This is a genomic window from Brevundimonas sp. ALps5 (assembly GCF_058681645.1).
In genome coordinates this window covers 2,472,169-2,489,041 of the sequence record NZ_CM178744.1, presented here as the reverse complement: position 1 = coordinate 2,489,041, position 16,873 = coordinate 2,472,169, and the positions used below count along the sequence as shown (strand labels likewise).

Sequence of the window (16,873 nt, the reverse complement as noted above, 5' to 3'; positions counted from 1 at the left end):
CATCCTTTCATTGCCTGCGTCCAAACCTGCGCCTTCCCGTCGCGAGCACAAGACGCCGAGGCTCGAAAATCGCCGTTCCCGGCCGCTTGACGAAAAACTCTACATATGTAGAGTTATAGCCATGACCGCCTCCGGCCGACGCCTTTCCGTCCAGACCGCGACCGTCCTTGCGGCGCTCGCCCTGAACCCCCAGTCCTGGCTGTACGGACTCGAGATCGCCGCCGCGACCGGGCTGAAGTCGGGCAGCCTCTATCCGATCCTGATCCGCCTGGCCGAGCGCGGCATGCTGGAAAGCCAGTGGCTGGAGCCGGGCATTCCGGGCCGTCCGCCGCGCCACGCCTACCGGATCACCGCCGCCGGCAAGGCCGCCCTGCGCGCCGCGACCGCCGCCCGCCCCGCCCTCTCGCCGAAGGAATCGCTCGCATGACGTTTCAGGCCCTGATCGCCCGCCCTCTGATGGCCCTCGCCGCCGTCCTGACCCCCGCCTCGCGCACGGAATGGTCGCTGGCGATGCGTCAGGAGTTCGAGGCGCTTCAGGACGGTCCCGGTTCATTGGCGTGGGCCACGGGCTGCCTCGCCAACGTGCTTGGCTGGCGGATACGGGCCGAGGCCCCGTTCGGTCTCACCCTCGCCGCCCTCATCCTCGCGGGCAGCTGGATCAACGGCCAGATCTTCTTCGCCCTCGTCGACACCCTGACGCCACGCGGCCTGTCGTGGATGCCCTTCATGGCCGTTACCACGCCCCTGCTGCAGGCCGGTCTCTGCTTCGGCGTCGCCCTGCTCTGGCCCCGGCGCGCCGCCTGGACGGGCGCATTCTTCCCCTTCGCCTTTGCAATGGGGGCCATGCCGCAGTTCTTCCTGCTCATTCTCAGCCAGGCGCTGGCCGATCCATGGACGACCGTCGGCAATCACCCGGCCCTGCCCAGCATCCTCTTCCCGTTCCTGTTCATCGCGCAGGAAATGTGGCCCAGCGCGCTCGGCGCGGCGCTGGGCTGGGGCGCGTCCCGCCTCTCGCCCGCCCGTCGAACCCCCGCCGTCTGAGCCTTAGTTCGCCGCCTTCTTCCGTCTCGGCCGCTTGCGCCGCGCAGGCTGGGGCGCCGCAGTCAGCTCGGCCAGTTTGGCAAAGGGCGAATCCTTGATGACCACCGGCTTGCCCGGCCGGTCCGGCTGCTGGGCGCGGGTGGTCTTCAGCGCCGCCAGAAGCGCCCCCGCCTCCCCCGCCTTCAGGCCCAGTTCGGTCAGGGTCGCGTCGGGGATATTGCCCTTGCCGGCCGCCTGCTTGGCCTCGGCCAGCTTCTCCAGCAGCTCGACCGGCGCCGACCACCGCCCCACCGCCCGTCGCCCGAACGCCGAAAGCGCGCGCACGGACGGCCCCGGAAGCGGCAGCAGGGCCAGCCCCTCGCCCGACGCCCGGAAAGGTTCGCCCGCGGCGAAGGCCTGGGCCATCACCCGCCCGCGCGCCTTCAGCACGCCCGGCAGCCAGACCGAATGGACGCCCACCCTGATGGCGAAGGTCTTGATCGTGCGCCGCTCGACCTGGCTCAGCGCCGCCAGATCGCGTTCGACGTCGCGCCGGTCGATGATCCCGCCGGCCTCCAACAAACGGAAGGCGATGCCGCGCGGCAGGCCCTTCAAGCCCCCGCTCTCCACCGCCTGCTTCAGCCGCTTCAGATCGCGCAGCGCCCGGCCTGCCTCCGTCGCCAGCCAGGCCTCAATGCGCCGCTGCGCCCGGTCGCGCGCCGCCTGCGGGCCCAGATCACCGATCAGTCGCACGCGCGGGCTGAACGGTTCGGCATTGACGATCTTCGCCGCCAGCGCGCCCGACCACAGCACCTCGCCCTCCGGCGTCACCGTGAAGGCCTCATCCGGATCGGCCGCCAGCCGTCCCAGCCGCCGCGTGATCTCCGGCCCCACGGCGCGCAGGGCCGCGGCCTTCAGCGTCCTGTCGGCCAACAGCGACCCGCCGGTCTGACCGGCGAAGCTGACGCCCTCCAGATGGCCGACGGCCTCCCCGTCCACGGTCACGACTCCGTCGTCCGCGACCGCCGCCAGCGTCCCGGCCCGGTCGTTCAGCGACCGCATCAGGGCCGTGGTCTTGCGGTCGACGAACCGCGCCGTCAGCCGTTCGTGCAGGACGTCGGACAGCCGGTCCTCCAGCGCCCGCGTCTTCTCGCGCCAGCCCTTGGCCTGATCCAGCCAGTCGGGTCGGGCGGCGATATAGGACAGCGTCCGCACGCCCGACAGCCGCGCCGACAGCTGGTCGATCTGGCCGTCGTCGCGATCCAGCTCGGCGAAGCGCGGCGCCATCCAGTCGTCGGTCAGCCGACCGCGTTTTCCGGTCAGGGCCTGGAAGATATCGCGCGACAGCCGCATATGCTCGTCCAGGGTGGTCTTCTGGAAGTCCGGCAGCTGGCAACATTCCCACAGGCGCATGATCGTCCCGCGCGACCGGCTGATGCGCTTGATGTCCTCGTCCTGCATGGCCCGCCGCAACAGGGTCTCGTCCAGGGACTGGGCGGTCAGTTTCAGCCCGGCGCGCTCCGGCGTCTTCGTCAGCGACCGCAGCAGGTCCGGCAGGGTGTCGAAATCCAGCCGGGCGTTCCTCCACTCCGCCGCCTGCACCGGATCGAACTGGTGCGACACCACCTGCTCGACCAGATCCTCATCCAACTCCTCGCACTCGCCCGTCACCCCGAAGGTGCCGTCGCGCACGTGTCGCCCCGCCCGACCGGCGATCTGGGCGATCTCATGGGCGTGCAGCCAGCGCGTCCGGCGACCGTCGAACTTGCGCATGCCGGCGAAGGCCACATGGTCGACGTCCATGTTCAGCCCCATGCCGATGGCGTCGGTCGCGACCAGGAAGTCCACCTCGCCCGACTGGAACAGGGCCACCTGGGCGTTGCGGGTGCGCGGGCTCAGCGAGCCCATCACGACCGCCGCCCCGCCGCGCTGCCGCCGGATCAGCTCGGCGATGGCGTAGACCTGATCCGTGCTGAAGGCGACGATGGCCGACCGGCGCGGCAACCGGGTCAGCTTCTTGGAGCCGGCGTAGGTCAGATGCGACAGCCGCTCGCGGGTGACGATCTCCAGATCCGGGATCAGCCGCCGCATCAGGGGCGCCATCGTCCCGGCGCCCAGGAACATGGTCTCGAACTTGCCGCGGGCGTGCAGCATCCGGCTGGTGAAGACATGGCCCCGCTCGGGGTCGGCCACCAGCTGGATCTCGTCGATCGCCAGGAACTCGACCTCGCGCTCCAGCGGCATGGCCTCGACGGTACAGACCCAATAGTGGGGCCGCGTCGGGATGATCTTTTCCTCGCCGGTGATCAGGGCCACGGCCGAGGCGCCGCGCAGTTTGACGATCCGCTCATAGATCTCGCGCGCCAGCAGCCGCAGCGGCAGGCCGATCATGCCCGAGGCGTGGCCCAGCATCCGTTCGACCGCGAGGTGGGTCTTGCCGGTGTTGGTCGGGCCCAGCACCGCGACGACGCGGGAGGGGCCAAGGCCGGTGGGGCGATCGCTCATGACCTGCATAAGGTGGCGATTCTGTTTCGGTTGCTCAAGCGACGCCGAGCGCTTCGGAGCAACACTTTGCCCGCCTCGCCCGTTAGACCGGCCTCGGGGGTGGAGTGGAGGCTTTCTATGCGTATCCCCGTAACAGCGGCCCTCGCCGCATCTACGATTCTGGCCCTCGGCCAGCCCGTTCTGGCCCAGACGGCAAATGCCGACGCCCCAGGCACAGTCGTCCGCGCCGGCGACGACGCCCTGACCTGCGCCCAGATGGCCGATGAGGCCGCGTCGATCAGCGCCGACATGGGCGAACGCGGTCCTGGCCTGCTCGGCCGCGCCGCCGGCGTCGCCCGCGCCGGCGCCTCGCTTCTGGTCCCCGGCGCGGGTCTGGCCATGGCCGGGGCCCAGGCCCTGACCGGCTCGAACGGCGAAAAGAAGGAGGCTGCGGCCGACGCCCGTCGCGACCGCTGGAACTATCTGAACGGCCTTTACGCCGGACGAGGCTGCGGCCAGGGCTCGGCGGAAACGGCCTCGGCCTCCGCCGTCCCTGCCGCTGCGACGTCGGCGCCCGCTCCGACGCCATCCGCCCCGGAGATCACCCCGGCCGCCTTCCCGCACTGACGGCCGCCCCTCGCCAGAGCGCCGAAATCGTGGCATCCGCAAGCGCCGCAGTTTCAGAAAGCGACCGCCTTGGCCCGATCGACCCACATCCACTGGCCCGTCCTGATCCGTCAGGCTCACCTCTATCTGGGCATGCTGATCGCCCCGAGCCTGCTGATGTTCGCGGCCAGCGGCGCCTTCCAGATCTTCCGGCTGAACGACGCCAAGCCCGGCTACACCCCGCCCGCCGTCATCAAGACCCTGGGCGAGTTGCACAAGAGCCAGCGCCTGACGGCGCCCCCGCGTCCGCCCCGTCCCGCCCAGCCCGGCGGGCGTGCCCGTGCGCCCGAGGTCGCGCCGAAGACGCCCCTCTCGCGCACCCTGCTGCAATGGTTCTCGCTGGTGGTCGCCATCGGACTGTTCGTCTCGACTGCGCTCGGCATCTGGATGGGGGCCATGCAGAGCCGCTGGAAGGTCACGGCGCGCTGGCTGCTGCTGGCCGGGATCGTCATCCCGGTCCTGGTCCTGTTCATTCCCGGCTGATCAGGCCAGCGAGTCAGGCCTCGAACAGCAGGTCCTCGATCTGGCCCAGCCGTTCCTTGCCGAAGAACATCTCGTCCCCGACCCAGAAGGTCGGCGCTCCGAAAGCCCCGCGCTCGACCGCCGCCGCCGTATTGTCCGCCAGCTTCGCCTTGACGGCGTCGGTCTGGGCGAGGGTCAGCAGCCGCTCGGCCTCCAGCCCGGCCTCGTCGATCACCCCCGCCAGCACCGCCGGATCGGCCATCGGCAGGCTGCGCTCCCAGAAGCCGGCCAGCACCGCGTCCGTATAGCGGTCGAACTCCTCGCCGGGCTCGCAGGCGCACAGACCGCGCATGGCCAGAAGACTGCTGACCGGGAAATGCGGGTTCATCTGGAAGTCGACGATGCCGTGCGCCTTCACGAAGCGGCGGATCTCCAGCATCTCATAGTCCAGCTTTCCCTTGATCCCGGCGAAGGCCGAGAACGGCGCCTGGTTGCCCGTCGCCTTGAAAATTCCGCCCAACAGGCAGGGGATGACGTTCACCGTCGCCCCCGTCCGCCCGACCAGGTCCGGCAGGGCGCGATAGGCCAGATAGGCGTTCAGGCTGGCGAAATCGAAGATGAAGTCGATGGTCTTGGGGGCTGGCATCACCAGGTCTCCTTCCACGGGCGCAGGTCCAGTTCGAACGTCCAGGCGCTGCGATGCTGACGGTGCAGCCAGACATAGTTCTTCGCGAGTTCATCGGGCCTGACGATTTCGTCGTCGGCCAGCCGGGCCTCCGCATCCGCAACCATCGACCGGATGAAGGCGCCGTCGATCATCCCGTCGACGACGACGTGGGCGACGTGAATTCCCTGCGGTCCCAGCTCCCGCGCCATCGACTGGGCCAGCTGCCGGAGCGCCGCCTTGGCCCCCGCGAAGGCTGAAAAGCCCGCCCCGCCCCGCGTCGAGGCCGTGGCCCCGGTGAACAGGATCGTGCCCCTTCCGCGCGGCGTCATCACCCGCGCCGCCTCGCGCCCGGCGAAGAAGCCGGCCAGGGCCGCCATCTCCCAGACCTTGGAATAGACCTGGGCCGTGGTCTCGCGCACCCCGAAGCGGACATTGGCCCCGATGTTGAAGACCACGACCTCCAGCGGCCCCACCTCGGCCTCGATCCGGTCGACCAGGGCGATCATCTCCGCCTCGTCTCTCGCGTCGACGCCGTAAGCGTGGGCCTCGCCGCCTTCGTCGCGGATCGAGGCGGCCAGGGCTTCAAGCTGGTCCAGATGCCGGGGCCGCCGGGTCACGCAGACCGCCAGACTGTCCCGCGCGAAAGCCCGCGCCACCGCCGCCCCGACACCGTCTCCGGCGCCGACGATCAGACAGACGCCTCTTCCTTCTCCCGTGGTCGCCATTTCGCGATCTCCGTTCAAGAGACAGTTTCAGATCGAAACGGAGGAGATGTCAAAGCCGGATCGGCCGCCCGGCGATCGGGATCAATCAGCCGATTAACGGCGACGCTTCCGGGGGCGGAACAGGCACGAAACGAATCAGGACCGAATCACCGACACGGCCCGATTCAGGATTTGTTCCCTACAAGATATTGTATCTTAAGGGCGATTAACCACAAGCGAGAACAGCGCTTTCGAAACGCCTCTTTGCGGGGATCACCCGGCGCAGGCTCCGCCCCGCGTCACGGGGGCTTTTCCCGCCAGCTTCGAACGGCTAGGTCACCCCCAGTGTGGCTCCGTAGCTCAGCCGGATAGAGCAAGGCTTTCCTAAAGCAGAGGTCGGGGGTTCGAGTCCCTCCGGAGTCGCCACTTCTCCAACCCCCGGAGCCCCCATGAGCCGACTGATCTCGAAGACGCCCGTCTACGAGGGCTGGTCGAAACTCTACAAGGCCACCATCGAGCTCGACTCCGGCGTGGTGATCAGCCGCGAGGTCGAGGATCACGGCTCGGCCGTCGCCGTCCTGCCCTATGATCCCGAACGCCGCGTCGCCCTGCTGGTCCGCCAGATGCGCACCGGCCCGCTCGTCGACGGCGCCGCCGATCCGCATCTGCTGGAAGCCCCCGCCGGCCTCGTCGATCCGGGCGAGAGCGAGGAAGTCGCCGTGCGCCGCGAGGCCCTCGAGGAAGTCGGCGCGACCCTCGGCGTCCTCGACAGCGTCGGTTCCGCCTATTCCTGCCCCGGCGTCTCCACCGAGCGCATCGCCCTCTATCTCGGCGCCTATGCCCTGGCCGACCGCGTCGCGACCGGCGGCGGGCTGGAAGAGGAGAATGAGGAGATCGAGGTGATCGAGGCCCCTCTCGCCGACCTCGCCCGGCGTCAGGACGACGGAACGCTCAACGACATGAAGACCCTGGTCCTGCTCTCGGCCCTGCGCCTGCGTCGCCCCGAACTCTTCTGACGGCCGAGGGCGTTCGACAGCCCGCCCCGCACCGGTCTAGGGTCGCCCGACATTGTTCGGAGCTTTCATGACCGCGTCCCGGCTTCTTCTCGCCGCCTCCTTCGCCGCCCTGACGATGGCGGCCGCGACCGCTGCGTCAGCCCAGACGGCGAGTCCGGCCCGCGCCCCGGCCTCGGCAAGCACCGCTTTCACTCTGACCACCGGCACGCCGCGCACGCCCGAACAGCTGGCCATGCGCTTCGACAAGGCGGACCTGGCCTTCAAGGTCATGCCCGAGACGAAGACCATCGACGCGGTCGCGACGCTGGACTTCACCGCGACCGCCCCGCTCGAGCGGCTCGTGGTCGAGCTCGACACCATCTTCGCCGTTTCCTCCATCTCGGTGAACGGCCAAACGCTGGACGCGGCCCAGTGGACCAATCCCGATGGCCGGATGACCATCACCCTGCCGACACCGCTCGCCGCCGGCCAGACGGCCTCCCTCCGCATCGCCTATGCCGGCGCGCCGCATCAGGCGAAGAACGCCCCTTGGGACGGCGGCTTCGTCTGGGCCCAAACGACCGACCGCAAGCCGTGGATCGCCACCGCCGTCCAGGGCGAGGGCTGCGACCTGTTCTGGCCCTGCATCGATCATCCGGAGGGCGAGCCCGCCCGCGCCAACCTGCACATCACCGTCCCCTCAGACCTCTCGGCGCCGTCCAACGGCCGCTTCCTCGGCAAGACCGACAACGGCGACGGCACGACCACCTGGAACTGGTCGGCCGCCCACCCCGACACCTACGCCATCGCGCTCAACATCGGGCCCTATGTCGAGATGACGGCCGACTATCACAGCCGCTTCGGCAACACCGTGCCGCTGCACTTCTGGCGCCTCGCCTCCGACCGTCAGGACCGCGCCGAGGCCCTGTTCGCCGAGTTCCCCAGGATGCTCGACTTCTACGAATCCGAGGTCGGTCCCTTCCCCTTCGGCGACGAGAAGATGGGGGTGGTCGAGACCCCGCACCTGGGCATGGAGCACCAGACCATCAACGCCTACGGCAACGCCTACAAGCTGGACGGCAAGGGCTATGACTGGCTGCTCCAGCACGAACTGGCCCACGAGTGGTTCGGCAACCAGATGACCAACACCAGCTGGGACGACATGTGGCTGCACGAGGGGCTGGGCTCCTACATGCAGCCCCTCTACGCCCGCTGGCTGAACGGCGACCGCTATATGGAGAGCGAGCTGGCGACCATGCGGCTGGCGCTGCACAACACCTTCCCGCTGGTCTCGGGCAAGCCGCTGGATTCCGCGACCGTCTATACCGACGCCACCGGCCCGGGGCTGGACCTCTACAACAAGGGGGCGCTGGTCGCCCATTCGCTGCGGCTGCTGATCGGCGACGAGGCCTTCAAGCGCTCACTGACCCGGCTGGTCTACGGCCGCCCCGATCCGCGCCCGGGCAATTTCGAGCCGCTCTACGCCTCGACGCCCGACTTCATCCGCATCGTCAATGAGGAAAGCCGGCGCGATCTCGGCTGGTTCTTCGCGACCTATGTCTATCAGGCGGCCCTGCCCAAACTGGTCCTGACCCGCGACGGCGACCGCGCGACGGTGGCGTGGACAGACACGGCGGGCGCCTTCCCCATGCCGGTCGAGGTCGAGGTGGACGGCCAGCTGCGCACCCTGCCGATGCGCGACGGCAAGGGCGAGTTCACCGCCCCCGAGGGCGCCCACATCATCCTCGACCCGTCGAACAAACTGCTGCGCCAGCTCGACTTCATCGACGCGTACCAGGCCCGCCAGCGCGAGGACAACGGCCCGGCGCGGCCGAGGCATTAGACGGCGACGTCAGGGGGCATGCGCGTCATGAAAATCATCAATCCGGAGCCACGAATGTCGACCATCAGAACCGAAAGCCTGAACCTTCGGCCGTGGGTCGGTTTGCTGACCCTCGCGTTGGCGCTGGTGTTCGGGCTCGGTTCGGTCGGTTCGGCGCAGGCGCAGTCCTCGCCCGAGGACAAGGCGCGCTTCGTCTCGATCACGCGTGCACTTGAGGAGGCCCCGCTGAAGCCCGACGCCCGGGCGGATCGCGCCTGGGCGCTTAAATGGCTCACCGATGCGCCCGATGTGTCGGTGACCGCCTGCCTCGACGTCCTCGGCGGCCTCGACGTGGACCAGCCTCGTGCCGGAGAGGTCGCGCTTCAATACATCTTCGAGATGGCCAGGTTCGTGATCGAACACCCGGAACAGGCTGGCGATCAGAATGCGCAACAGTTCGCAGGCATCGAAGGAGCTCAAAGCCTATCGCGCGATCCTTCAGCTTGAACCCGGCGCGAAATCGCCCGCCTTCGATGTCTTGCTCGAAACCGAGGCGCGGGGCGACCTTCCCGGCTTCATCGCAAGTGCTTCGGCGAGCTGTTCCGCGCGCGACCAGGCGTCGGCGACCCCCTAGGCCGCCTGCCCCGTCATCGACTTCGCCACGGCCTCCGCCACCTTGATGCCGTCCACCGCCGCCGAGAGGATGCCGCCCGCATAGCCGGCGCCTTCGCCCGCCGGGAACAGGCCGCGCACGTTCAGGCTCTGGAAGTCGGCGCCGCGCGTCATGCGGATCGGCGAGGAGCTGCGCGTCTCCACCCCCGTCAGCACGGCTTGCGCGTCGTCATAGCGCGGGATCTTGCGGCCGAAGACCGGCAGGGCCTCGCGCATGGCGGCGATCACATAGTCGGGCATCAGGGGCGCCAGATCGGTCGGCGTCACGCCGGGCTTGTAGCTGGGAATCACCTCCCCCAGCGCCGTCGAGGGCCGGCCCGCCAGGAAGTCTCCGACCAGCTGCCCCGGCGCGAAATAGTCGCCGCCGCCGGCCGCATAGGCCCGGGTCTCGAGATCGCGCTGCAGTTCGATCCCCGCCAGCGGGTGGTCGCTCGGATAGTCCTCCGGCGAGATACCGACCACGAAGCCGGAGTTGGCGTTCCGCTCATTGCGCGAATACTGGCTCATGCCGTTGGTCACGACGCGGCCCGGCTCGCTGGTCGCCGCCACCACCGTCCCGCCCGGGCACATGCAGAAGCTGTAGACCGTCCGGCCGTTCGAGCAGTGGTGCGACAGGGAATAGGCCGCCGCCCCCAGATCCGGATGCCCGGCGCAGGGACCGAACAGGGCCCGGTCGATCCACGATTGCGGATGCTCGATGCGGAAGCCGATCGAGAAGGGCTTGGCCTCGATATGGACGCCCCGGTCGTACAGCGTCTGGAAGGTGTCGCGCGACGAATGGCCGATGGCGAAGACCACATGGTCGGCCTCCAGAAACTCGCCGGTGTGCAGATGCACGCCCCGCAGGACTCCCTTGTCCAGCTCCACATCGACGACCCGGTGCTCGAAGCGGTACTCCCCGCCCAGGGCCTCGATCTTCTCGCGCATGGCCTCGACCATGGTCACCAGCCGGAAGGTGCCGATGTGCGGATGGGCCTCGGTCAGGATCTCCTCGGGCGCGCCCGCCGCGACGAACTCGGTCAGCACCTTGCGCGCCAGGAAGCGCGGATCCTTGATCTGGCTGTAGAGCTTGCCGTCCGAAAAGGTGCCCGCCCCGCCCTCGCCGAACTGCACGTTCGACTCCGGATGCAGCTTGCTCTTCCTCCACAACTCCCAGGTGTCCCTGGTCCGCTCCCGCACCACCTTGCCGCGGTCGAGGATGATCGGTCGGAAGCCCATCTCGGCCAGGATCAGCCCGGCGAACAGGCCGCACGGCCCGGCCCCGATCACCACCGGCCGCCGCGTCTCCCCCTTCGGGGCCGTCGTCACCGGGCGATACGCCACGTCCGGCGTCGGCTTCAGGTGCGGATCATCCCTGAACCGGGCCAGGACATTGGCCTCGTCCCTGACCTCGACGTCGAGGATATAGACCTTCAGGATCGCCGACTTCTTCCTCGCATCATGCGCTCGCTTCCACACCGACCACGAAACCAGATCGTGCGGCGCCACGCCCAGACGCGCGGCGATCGCTTCGGGCAGGGCCTCGGGCGTATGGTCGAGGGGCAGTTTGAGTTCGGACAGGCGCAACATCCGCGCCTTCTAGCCGGTCATGACGCTGAACGCATGGGGCAAGATCCGGCAAGGTTGCAGACAGTCGGTAAGCCCTTAGTCTTCGCGGGTTCATTCCTCCCGCGAGACCATATCATGACCCGCATCGGAAGCCTCGCCTTGCTGGCTGTGATGGCGACTGGCGCCTGCGCGCACCGGCCTGAGATTCACGACCGCGCGCCGCTCGCCATTCAGGCTGAACGTGTTCGGGAGCGATGCACGTTTGTCGATGACGATGACTATTCGGAGAACGCCATGCGCTGCGTCGACGCCTATTTCATCGTATCCATGACATTCGAAGACCTCGCGGACGAGGTAGGCCAGGGACGGCGGCTATCGCGTCGCGAACGGGACAACGTGATCCACGCGGCCAACGTCATCGTTCGCTATGAAAGCTTCCAGTCCCAGGAAGCCGTGGACAGTGTTCGGTCTAGGCTGGTCGCGCTTGTCGGAAATGATCCCGCCGCCGCTTCGCTCGACGCAAGGTATCGAGCCCCGCAAAACCCGACCTAGCGCCGCCCCCTCAAACCGCCTCGGCGGTGATCGACTGCCGCACCATCTGGCAGTTCCCCTGGGTGCTCAGGAAGGCGATGTCGGCGGCGTCGCGGCCGCAGGCGATGCGGACCAGACCCTCGATGGGCGCCAGTCCCGTCGGATCGACCAGCCACCAGCCGGCGTCCAGATAGACCTCGAAGATGGCGTGGAAGTCCGGCGGCGTCAGCTGGTGGGCATAGGCGCTGACCGCCCGCGCCGGAATGCCTGACGCCCGGCACAGGGTGATGCCCAGATGGGTGAAGTCGCGGCACACCCCGGCCCGGTCGATGAAGGTCCGGGCCGCCGTCGTCTCCGAATCCGAGACGCCGTGCTCATAGTCCACGTGGCGCTGGATCCAGTCGAGGATGGCCAGCACCCGCTCCCCGCCCGTGCTCTCGCCGAACTCGCGCTGCACGAACCGGCCGAACTGGTCCGACGGGCAATAGCGGCTGGGCAGCAGATAGGTCAGGGCGTCGGCCGGCAGGTCGTTCCAGTCGTGCTGGCGCACGCCCAGCGGCAGCCCCTTCAGCGAGCCGTTGTCGACCACTGCCTCATAGACCAGCGCCACCTCGCCCTCGAGGTGGGCCCGCAGCGTCCGGGCGCCGAAGACGGCGTCCTTGTCCTCATGGAAGACGACCGGCGGGTTCGTCGTCAGGCTCTCTTCCAGAATTTCCTGCCCCGGCCAGTGGGCGACCTCGATCTGATAGATGGCGTCCGTGGGCGGATCGAAACGATAGACCAGCTCGGCGCGGACACGCAGCTTCATGGGGGCACTCTGCAAGGGGTGATACTGGCCGCTGCTCAACGACGCGCGGGCGCGCGTGTTCCGCCTCGGGCGGGCGCATAGACACGAGGAATGGGACGAAAGCTAGAGGGGGCTTCCACGCGTCTCAGCCAGCGATCCCGAACGCCGCCTCCACCCGCCCGATCCAGCCCCTCAGCGCCGGATATCCGGACAGGTCGAAATCGCCTTCATGGGCCATGCGGGTGTAGGCGACCAGCGCCAGATCGGCCAACGACACCGCCGTCCCGACCAGCCAGTCCCGCCCCGGTTCCGACAGCCTCGCCTCCATCCGGGCGAGCGCCCCATAGCCTCGCTCCACCAGCCGCGGCTCGATCTCCTCCGCCGATTTGCCGAGGTAGGCGCGCTGGAACCGCACCACCGCCACATAGGGCTCATGGCTGTACTGCTCCCAGAACAGCCACTCCAGCATCACCGCCCGGTCATAGTCATCCACAGGAATGAGGCTCGTACTTTCGGCCAGTGCGAGGAGCATGGCGTTCGACTGCGCCAGCGGCCGACCGTCGGCGAATACCAGTGTCGGGACCTGGCCGGCGGTGTTCATGGCCAGGAATTCCGGTGTCCGGCTACCGCCCGTCAGGATATCGACCTCGATCCAGCGATAATCACGCCCGAGCCAGTCCAGCAACCACTTGACCTTCAAGCAGTTGCCCGAACGAATATCGCCATAGAGAGTAAGCATCGCCCCCAGTCCAAGGATTAAGAATTGCGATATACTGATATCGCAATCTCATCCTGTGCCCAAGCCGGATTCGGAATCACTCTGGATAAGCCACGCTTATCCATCGCGCCTGTGGGCGAACGGGTTCCGCCACAGTCTTCGCCACATTCTGGTCACAGGTTCAAACGAGACAGCACGCGCCGCCATGGTTCCCGGTCGGCGCCGCCATGAGCCCTGCCCGTGCGTTTCGCCGTCGCCGCCATCGTCTCTCTTGCCGCCCTCGCCTCTTCGGCCATGGGCGAGCCCGTCGCTTACGACGCGGTCGTCGCCCACGAGCGGACTGCTTCGGAAACCCCGGATACGACGATCGGTTCCAGCGGCGATGTGGATACGGATGCGGTGGCGGTCGCCAATCTGACGCCGGAACAGGCCGAGCTGATGGCCGAGGATCCCGACTGGAACGCCCACGCCAGCCTCTATCATGCAGGCGGCGGCGGAGCGACGGGCAACGACAGCCTCGGCTGCCGTCCGGTCGCCATGCGCACCGTGGCCACCGACCCGCGCGTCATTCCCCGCCGCACACGCCTGTTCATCCGCGAGACGGTCGGCATGCGTCTGGCCGACGGCACCATCCACGACGGCTACTGGTACGCCTCCGACACGGGCGGCTCGATCAAGGGCCAGCGCGTCGACCTCTACACCGGCAACGGCCGCGGCTCGATGCAGCAGGCCCGCCGCCTCAACCAGCGCACCCTGACCATCGTCCGCGCCGGCACCTTCGACGGCTGCCCGCCCGCGACCACGGCGCTGGCGGCTCCGCTGCAGATGGCCTCGAACTAACCGCTCTCGAGAGGCGACACGGAAAAGGGCGGCCGGTGCGAACCGGCCGCCCTTTCTGTTTTCAGCTCTATGCCTAGACCTTGAACGCCAGGAACCCGTCGTCGACCGCGACCGTCGAGCCGTTGATGGCCGAGGCGGCGTCGGTGAACAGGAAGGCCACCACGCTGGCCACCTTCTCCGGCTGGATCAGCTGATGCGTCACATGCTGGCTGGCGAGCGCCGCGCGCGCCGTCTCGTCCAGCTGACCCATCATCGGCGTCTCGATGAAGCCCGGCGCCACGGCCGCGACCCGGATGCCGTATTCGGCCAGCTCCAGCGCCCCCGACCGGGTCATGGCGATCACGGCTGACTTGGCGGCGTTGTAGTTGAAGCTGCCTTTCGCGGCGACCGAGCCGTAGATCGAGGCGGTGTTCACGAACACCCCCTTCACCCCCAGCTTCACCATCGCCTTGGCCCCGTAGTGGAGGCCGTAATAGACGCTGTGCTGATCGACCTCGATGACCTTCAGGTAGGAGGCCGGATCCATCTCCAGCAGCGACTGCACCTTGCTGACGCCGGCGTTGTTGAACATGCCGCTCAACGTGCCGAAGGTCTCGACCGCGAAGGCGACCAGGGCCTCGACCTGATCAGCCTTCGACACATCGACCTTGAAGGCCTCGGCCCGGATACCTGAAGTGCCGCCGAGCGCCCGCACCTCTTCGGCGACGGCCTTCGCGCCCTCTTCGTTGAAATCCGCGACCACCAGATCGGCGCCCTTGCCGGCCAGGGCGAGGCAGGCTTCGCGCCCGATGCCGCTGGCGCCGCCGGTGACGATGATGACCTGACCCTTGAGTTCCTGTTCCATTCGATACGCTCCTTGAGTGGGGGAGCGTTGGATATGGACCTGTCAGACAGCTGGCGTAACCGCCATTCGGAACACTTACGGTTTCAGAATTTCCGCTTGCCGCTGACCGTCTCGAAGAACAGGCGGAAGTCGCCCATCAGGCTCCACAGCGGATATTTGAACGTCGCCGGCCGGTTCTTCTCGAAGAAGAAATGCCCGACCCAGGCGAAGCCGTAGCCCACCACCGGACTGGCCGCGAACCACCACAGACTGACCGTCAGCCCCAGCACCCAGGTCAGGATCACCAACCCGGTCCCGACCACATGGATCCGCCGGCACGTCCGGTTGGAGTGCTCGTGGATGTAATACGGATAGAAGGCTTCGAACGAGGCGTAGCGTTCCCGAGAAGGGTCGTGGGGTGCGGGCTGACTGGTCATGTGTGGAACCTGCGCTCCTCTCGGGCCCGATGCAATCAGGCGGCTTCCCCGCCTGCGTCCCTGCCCGGCTCCGGCCCCAGCACCCGCCGGATGATCGGCCAGATGTTGGCCAGGGCCGAGAAGAAGCCGACGATCGAGGCCGCGATCTGGAACGCCTGCCAGACGCTCTGGAACACCGCCCCGCCCAGTATCCATTCGCTGATCGGGTACAGCACCCGGCTGACCCCGATCTGGAAGCCGGCGTAGACGGTGGAATATTCGATGGCCAGGTCGGCGAAGAAGGCGATCAGCACCGCCGCCGACACCGGCGCCCACAACAGGGGCAACACCAGCAACAGGGCCAGAAGGGCGACGACCAGCTTGGTCCCGAGGGTCTGGTTCGACAGCAGGCTCAGCACCACCCCGGCGCCCAGGGCCAGGGCGACCCCGCCCATGACGAAGGGCAGGACCAGATCCGCCGCCGCGATGACATCCATGAACAGGGCCCCGATCAGGATGCCCGCCCCCGCGACCAGAAACCCGATGACCCAGACGGCGCCGTACTGGCTCAGCCGTCGTTTCAGATGCGCTCCACTGAACATGGCCGCCCTCTCCTCCACCGATGTGGACGCCCCCCGGCGGATTAACCATGCCCCGGCGCGGCCCGCCCGTCCACTGAAAGAACGGCGCTCCGCATCCCGCCGTTCACCATCTCCGCGCACCCACCCGTAACCTCGCCCGCCTAGTCTTGCCCCATGCAAGCCTTCGCCATCGCCGCTTCCGGGATCACCAACGCGCTGAACCGCTTCGACGCCAGCGCGCGCCGCACGGCTCAGAACCCGCTCGACGACCTGGCCGGCGAGACCGTCGAGCGCCTGGAGGCGAAGACCGCCGTCTCGGCCAACGCCGCCGTCTTGCGTACCGCCGACGAGATGACCGGCGCCCTCCTCGACATCCTGGCCTGAAGGCGCCGCCGTTTTCCGTCCGATTTCGCGGCGCTCATATGGCCAAGGTTAAATCGGTCTCATGACGCAGCGTTAAGTTGAGCCTCCGGTTCGACGACCCTAGTTCTCCCGCCCTCACGGATGTCCCGTGACCAATCCAAACGGCCCGGCCCGACCTCCGGCGGCGAACCCCTTCGCGCGCCCACGGCGGAGCCTTGCCTGCTCAAGGGAGACTACCAAGATGATCCACCACCTGTCCGTCAGCGCCCGCGACCCCAATGCCGTCGGCGACTTCTTCGCCGAGCTGATCGGCGGCGTGTCCGTCGACTTCCCGCCCAACCCGGGCAGCCGCATGGTCTTCAAGGCCGACGGCAAGGGCACCGCCGTCGAGATCTATCCGGCCGGAACCGTCATGGTCCCGAACGGCGAGCCCGGCTCCATCTTCGTCCAGAACCCGGCAACCGGACCGGAGCGCTCGCCGACCCACTTCGCGGTCAGCGTCGACCACTCGGCCGAGACCATCCATGAAATGGCCCGGGCCCGCGGCTGGGAGAGCTACGTCTGCGACCGCGGCGGCCATTTCCACGTCGTCGAGGTCTGGATCGAGAACGCCTGGCTGGTCGAGGCCCTCACCCCGGCCTTCGCCGAGGAATATCTGGGCTTCGCCAATGCCGTGACCGACATGGCCGACCCGAACCGCGCCCTGGACTCCCATCAGCCCCAGGAGCGCACGCTCGCGAACGCGTGAGGAGAACGGGATGGAGGCGGCTGCGC

The 16,873-nt window shown here is 68.1% G+C and carries 20 protein-coding genes and 1 tRNA gene; 12 read left to right on the top strand and 9 right to left on the bottom strand.

Translation table 11 applies throughout. The annotated features are described in order from the left end of the window. Window positions 1-121: 121 nt before the first annotated feature. Together ACW172_RS12035 and ACW172_RS12030 are read left to right on the top strand one after the other, a co-directional pair. Window positions 122-427 carry a PadR family transcriptional regulator gene (locus ACW172_RS12035; RefSeq protein ID WP_492031680.1) on the top strand — a complete coding sequence of 102 codons (306 nt, stop codon included), beginning with the start codon at window positions 122-124 and terminating at the stop codon, window positions 425-427. Then, complete coding sequence (locus ACW172_RS12030) at window positions 424-1,041, top strand: hypothetical protein (protein WP_492031679.1); 618 nt, start codon at window positions 424-426, stop codon at window positions 1,039-1,041. The genes ACW172_RS12035 and ACW172_RS12030 overlap by 4 nt, the downstream gene beginning before the upstream one ends. Window positions 1,042-1,044: 3 nt before the next feature. Here ACW172_RS12030 and ACW172_RS12025 read toward each other — a convergent pair whose 3' ends face one another. Beyond that, a complete protein-coding gene (locus ACW172_RS12025) occupies window positions 1,045-3,525 on the bottom strand; it encodes a helicase-related protein (RefSeq protein ID WP_492031678.1) in 2,481 nt (826 codons plus the stop codon). 117 nt (window positions 3,526-3,642) lie between these two features. On the opposite strand from ACW172_RS12025, the gene ACW172_RS12020 reads away from it, so the two are divergent. Next, the gene (locus ACW172_RS12020; protein ID WP_492031677.1) at window positions 3,643-4,131 is read left to right on the top strand and encodes a hypothetical protein; all 489 of its coding nucleotides are present in this window, start codon (window positions 3,643-3,645) and stop codon (window positions 4,129-4,131) included. A 69-nt stretch (window positions 4,132-4,200) separates the two neighbouring features. Then, entirely contained in the window at window positions 4,201-4,653 is a 453-nt protein-coding gene (locus ACW172_RS12015; RefSeq protein WP_492031676.1) for a hypothetical protein, read from the top strand. Between the two features lie 13 nt (window positions 4,654-4,666). Here ACW172_RS12015 and ACW172_RS12010 read toward each other — a convergent pair whose 3' ends face one another. After that, entirely contained in the window at window positions 4,667-5,278 is a 612-nt protein-coding gene (locus ACW172_RS12010; protein ID WP_492031675.1) for a 2-hydroxychromene-2-carboxylate isomerase, read from the bottom strand. Further along, window positions 5,278-6,024 (bottom strand): SDR family NAD(P)-dependent oxidoreductase, encoded by a 747-nt coding sequence (locus tag ACW172_RS12005; RefSeq protein ID WP_492031674.1) that lies wholly within the window; start codon window positions 6,022-6,024, stop codon window positions 5,278-5,280. Before ACW172_RS12005 ends, ACW172_RS12010 begins: the two co-directional genes overlap by 1 nt. Before the next feature lie 328 nt (window positions 6,025-6,352). Here ACW172_RS12005 and ACW172_RS12000 point away from each other — a divergent pair. The 4 genes from ACW172_RS12000 to ACW172_RS11985 all read left to right on the top strand — a co-directional run bounded on the left by ACW172_RS12000 (window position 6,353) and on the right by ACW172_RS11985 (window position 9,327). Then, window positions 6,353-6,429, top strand: a tRNA-Arg gene (locus ACW172_RS12000). Window positions 6,430-6,452: 23 nt separating this feature from the next. Continuing rightward, on the top strand, window positions 6,453-7,019 hold the full coding sequence (locus tag ACW172_RS11995; protein ID WP_492031673.1) for an NUDIX domain-containing protein: 567 nt from the start codon (window positions 6,453-6,455) through the stop codon (window positions 7,017-7,019). 67 nt (window positions 7,020-7,086) lie between these two features. Further along, window positions 7,087-8,841, top strand: a complete 1,755-nt coding sequence (locus ACW172_RS11990; RefSeq protein ID WP_492031672.1) for a M1 family metallopeptidase — start codon at window positions 7,087-7,089, stop codon at window positions 8,839-8,841. A gap of 54 nt (window positions 8,842-8,895) precedes the next feature. After that, the gene (locus tag ACW172_RS11985) at window positions 8,896-9,327 is read left to right on the top strand and encodes a hypothetical protein (RefSeq protein WP_492031671.1); all 432 of its coding nucleotides are present in this window, start codon (window positions 8,896-8,898) and stop codon (window positions 9,325-9,327) included. Between the two features lie 123 nt (window positions 9,328-9,450). Here ACW172_RS11985 and ACW172_RS11980 read toward each other — a convergent pair whose 3' ends face one another. Further along, window positions 9,451-11,061 (bottom strand): NAD(P)/FAD-dependent oxidoreductase, encoded by a 1,611-nt coding sequence (locus ACW172_RS11980; protein ID WP_492031670.1) that lies wholly within the window; start codon window positions 11,059-11,061, stop codon window positions 9,451-9,453. 114 nt (window positions 11,062-11,175) lie between these two features. On the opposite strand from ACW172_RS11980, the gene ACW172_RS11975 reads away from it, so the two are divergent. Further along, window positions 11,176-11,592, top strand: a complete 417-nt coding sequence (locus ACW172_RS11975; protein WP_492031669.1) for a hypothetical protein — start codon at window positions 11,176-11,178, stop codon at window positions 11,590-11,592. A gap of 10 nt (window positions 11,593-11,602) precedes the next feature. Here the strand turns inward: ACW172_RS11975 and ACW172_RS11970 are convergent, their stop codons facing one another. Both ACW172_RS11970 and ACW172_RS11965 read right to left on the bottom strand, forming a co-directional pair. After that, complete coding sequence (locus ACW172_RS11970) at window positions 11,603-12,379, bottom strand: transglutaminase-like domain-containing protein (protein ID WP_492031668.1); 777 nt, start codon at window positions 12,377-12,379, stop codon at window positions 11,603-11,605. Between the two features lie 124 nt (window positions 12,380-12,503). Beyond that, window positions 12,504-13,097 carry a glutathione S-transferase family protein gene (locus ACW172_RS11965; RefSeq protein WP_492031667.1) on the bottom strand — a complete coding sequence of 198 codons (594 nt, stop codon included), beginning with the start codon at window positions 13,095-13,097 and terminating at the stop codon, window positions 12,504-12,506. A 219-nt stretch (window positions 13,098-13,316) separates the two neighbouring features. Between ACW172_RS11965 and ACW172_RS11960 the strand changes: the two genes are divergently transcribed. Then, window positions 13,317-13,916, top strand: a complete 600-nt coding sequence (locus ACW172_RS11960; RefSeq protein WP_492031666.1) for a 3D domain-containing protein — start codon at window positions 13,317-13,319, stop codon at window positions 13,914-13,916. 73 nt (window positions 13,917-13,989) lie between these two features. Here ACW172_RS11960 and ACW172_RS11955 read toward each other — a convergent pair whose 3' ends face one another. From ACW172_RS11955 to ACW172_RS11945, 3 genes are all read right to left on the bottom strand, one after another. Further along, a complete protein-coding gene (locus ACW172_RS11955; RefSeq protein ID WP_492031665.1) occupies window positions 13,990-14,760 on the bottom strand; it encodes an SDR family NAD(P)-dependent oxidoreductase in 771 nt (256 codons plus the stop codon). Window positions 14,761-14,843: 83 nt separating this feature from the next. Continuing rightward, window positions 14,844-15,176: an Mpo1-like protein gene (locus ACW172_RS11950; RefSeq protein ID WP_492031664.1), complete on the bottom strand. Its 333-nt coding sequence runs from the start codon at window positions 15,174-15,176 to the stop codon at window positions 14,844-14,846. Window positions 15,177-15,211: 35 nt separating this feature from the next. Further along, on the bottom strand, window positions 15,212-15,757 hold the full coding sequence (locus ACW172_RS11945; RefSeq protein ID WP_492031663.1) for a hypothetical protein: 546 nt from the start codon (window positions 15,755-15,757) through the stop codon (window positions 15,212-15,214). Window positions 15,758-15,910: 153 nt separating this feature from the next. Between ACW172_RS11945 and ACW172_RS11940 the strand changes: the two genes are divergently transcribed. Then, window positions 15,911-16,120: a flagellar hook protein FlgE gene (locus tag ACW172_RS11940; RefSeq protein WP_492031662.1), complete on the top strand. Its 210-nt coding sequence runs from the start codon at window positions 15,911-15,913 to the stop codon at window positions 16,118-16,120. 220 nt (window positions 16,121-16,340) lie between these two features. Next, window positions 16,341-16,847: a VOC family protein gene (locus ACW172_RS11935; protein ID WP_492031661.1), complete on the top strand. Its 507-nt coding sequence runs from the start codon at window positions 16,341-16,343 to the stop codon at window positions 16,845-16,847. Window positions 16,848-16,873 lie beyond the last annotated feature (26 nt).

Excerpts from the sequence above, each read along its gene's own strand:
- ACW172_RS12005 (WP_492031674.1), bottom strand. The coding sequence starts at position 6,024 with ATGGCGACCACGGGAGAAGGAAGAGGCGTCTGTCTGATCGTCGGCGCC.
- ACW172_RS11970 (WP_492031668.1), bottom strand. The coding sequence starts at position 12,379 with ATGAAGCTGCGTGTCCGCGCCGAGCTGGTCTATCGTTTCGATCCGCCC.
- ACW172_RS11955 (WP_492031665.1), bottom strand. The coding sequence starts at position 14,760 with ATGGAACAGGAACTCAAGGGTCAGGTCATCATCGTCACCGGCGGCGCC.
- ACW172_RS12025 (WP_492031678.1), bottom strand. The coding sequence starts at position 3,525 with ATGAGCGATCGCCCCACCGGCCTTGGCCCCTCCCGCGTCGTCGCGGTG.
- ACW172_RS11950 (WP_492031664.1), bottom strand. The coding sequence starts at position 15,176 with ATGACCAGTCAGCCCGCACCCCACGACCCTTCTCGGGAACGCTACGCC.
- ACW172_RS12010 (WP_492031675.1), bottom strand. The coding sequence starts at position 5,278 with ATGCCAGCCCCCAAGACCATCGACTTCATCTTCGATTTCGCCAGCCTG.
- ACW172_RS11935 (WP_492031661.1), top strand. The coding sequence starts at position 16,341 with ATGATCCACCACCTGTCCGTCAGCGCCCGCGACCCCAATGCCGTCGGC.
- ACW172_RS11945 (WP_492031663.1), bottom strand. The coding sequence starts at position 15,757 with ATGTTCAGTGGAGCGCATCTGAAACGACGGCTGAGCCAGTACGGCGCC.
- ACW172_RS11980 (WP_492031670.1), bottom strand. The coding sequence starts at position 11,061 with ATGTTGCGCCTGTCCGAACTCAAACTGCCCCTCGACCATACGCCCGAG.
- ACW172_RS11990 (WP_492031672.1), top strand. The coding sequence starts at position 7,087 with ATGACCGCGTCCCGGCTTCTTCTCGCCGCCTCCTTCGCCGCCCTGACG.
- ACW172_RS11995 (WP_492031673.1), top strand. The coding sequence starts at position 6,453 with ATGAGCCGACTGATCTCGAAGACGCCCGTCTACGAGGGCTGGTCGAAA.
- ACW172_RS11975 (WP_492031669.1), top strand. The coding sequence starts at position 11,176 with ATGACCCGCATCGGAAGCCTCGCCTTGCTGGCTGTGATGGCGACTGGC.
- ACW172_RS11965 (WP_492031667.1), bottom strand. The coding sequence starts at position 13,097 with ATGCTTACTCTCTATGGCGATATTCGTTCGGGCAACTGCTTGAAGGTC.
- ACW172_RS12030 (WP_492031679.1), top strand. The coding sequence starts at position 424 with ATGACGTTTCAGGCCCTGATCGCCCGCCCTCTGATGGCCCTCGCCGCC.
- ACW172_RS12035 (WP_492031680.1), top strand. The coding sequence starts at position 122 with ATGACCGCCTCCGGCCGACGCCTTTCCGTCCAGACCGCGACCGTCCTT.
- ACW172_RS11940 (WP_492031662.1), top strand. The coding sequence starts at position 15,911 with ATGCAAGCCTTCGCCATCGCCGCTTCCGGGATCACCAACGCGCTGAAC.
- ACW172_RS11985 (WP_492031671.1), top strand. The coding sequence starts at position 8,896 with ATGTCGACCATCAGAACCGAAAGCCTGAACCTTCGGCCGTGGGTCGGT.
- ACW172_RS12020 (WP_492031677.1), top strand. The coding sequence starts at position 3,643 with ATGCGTATCCCCGTAACAGCGGCCCTCGCCGCATCTACGATTCTGGCC.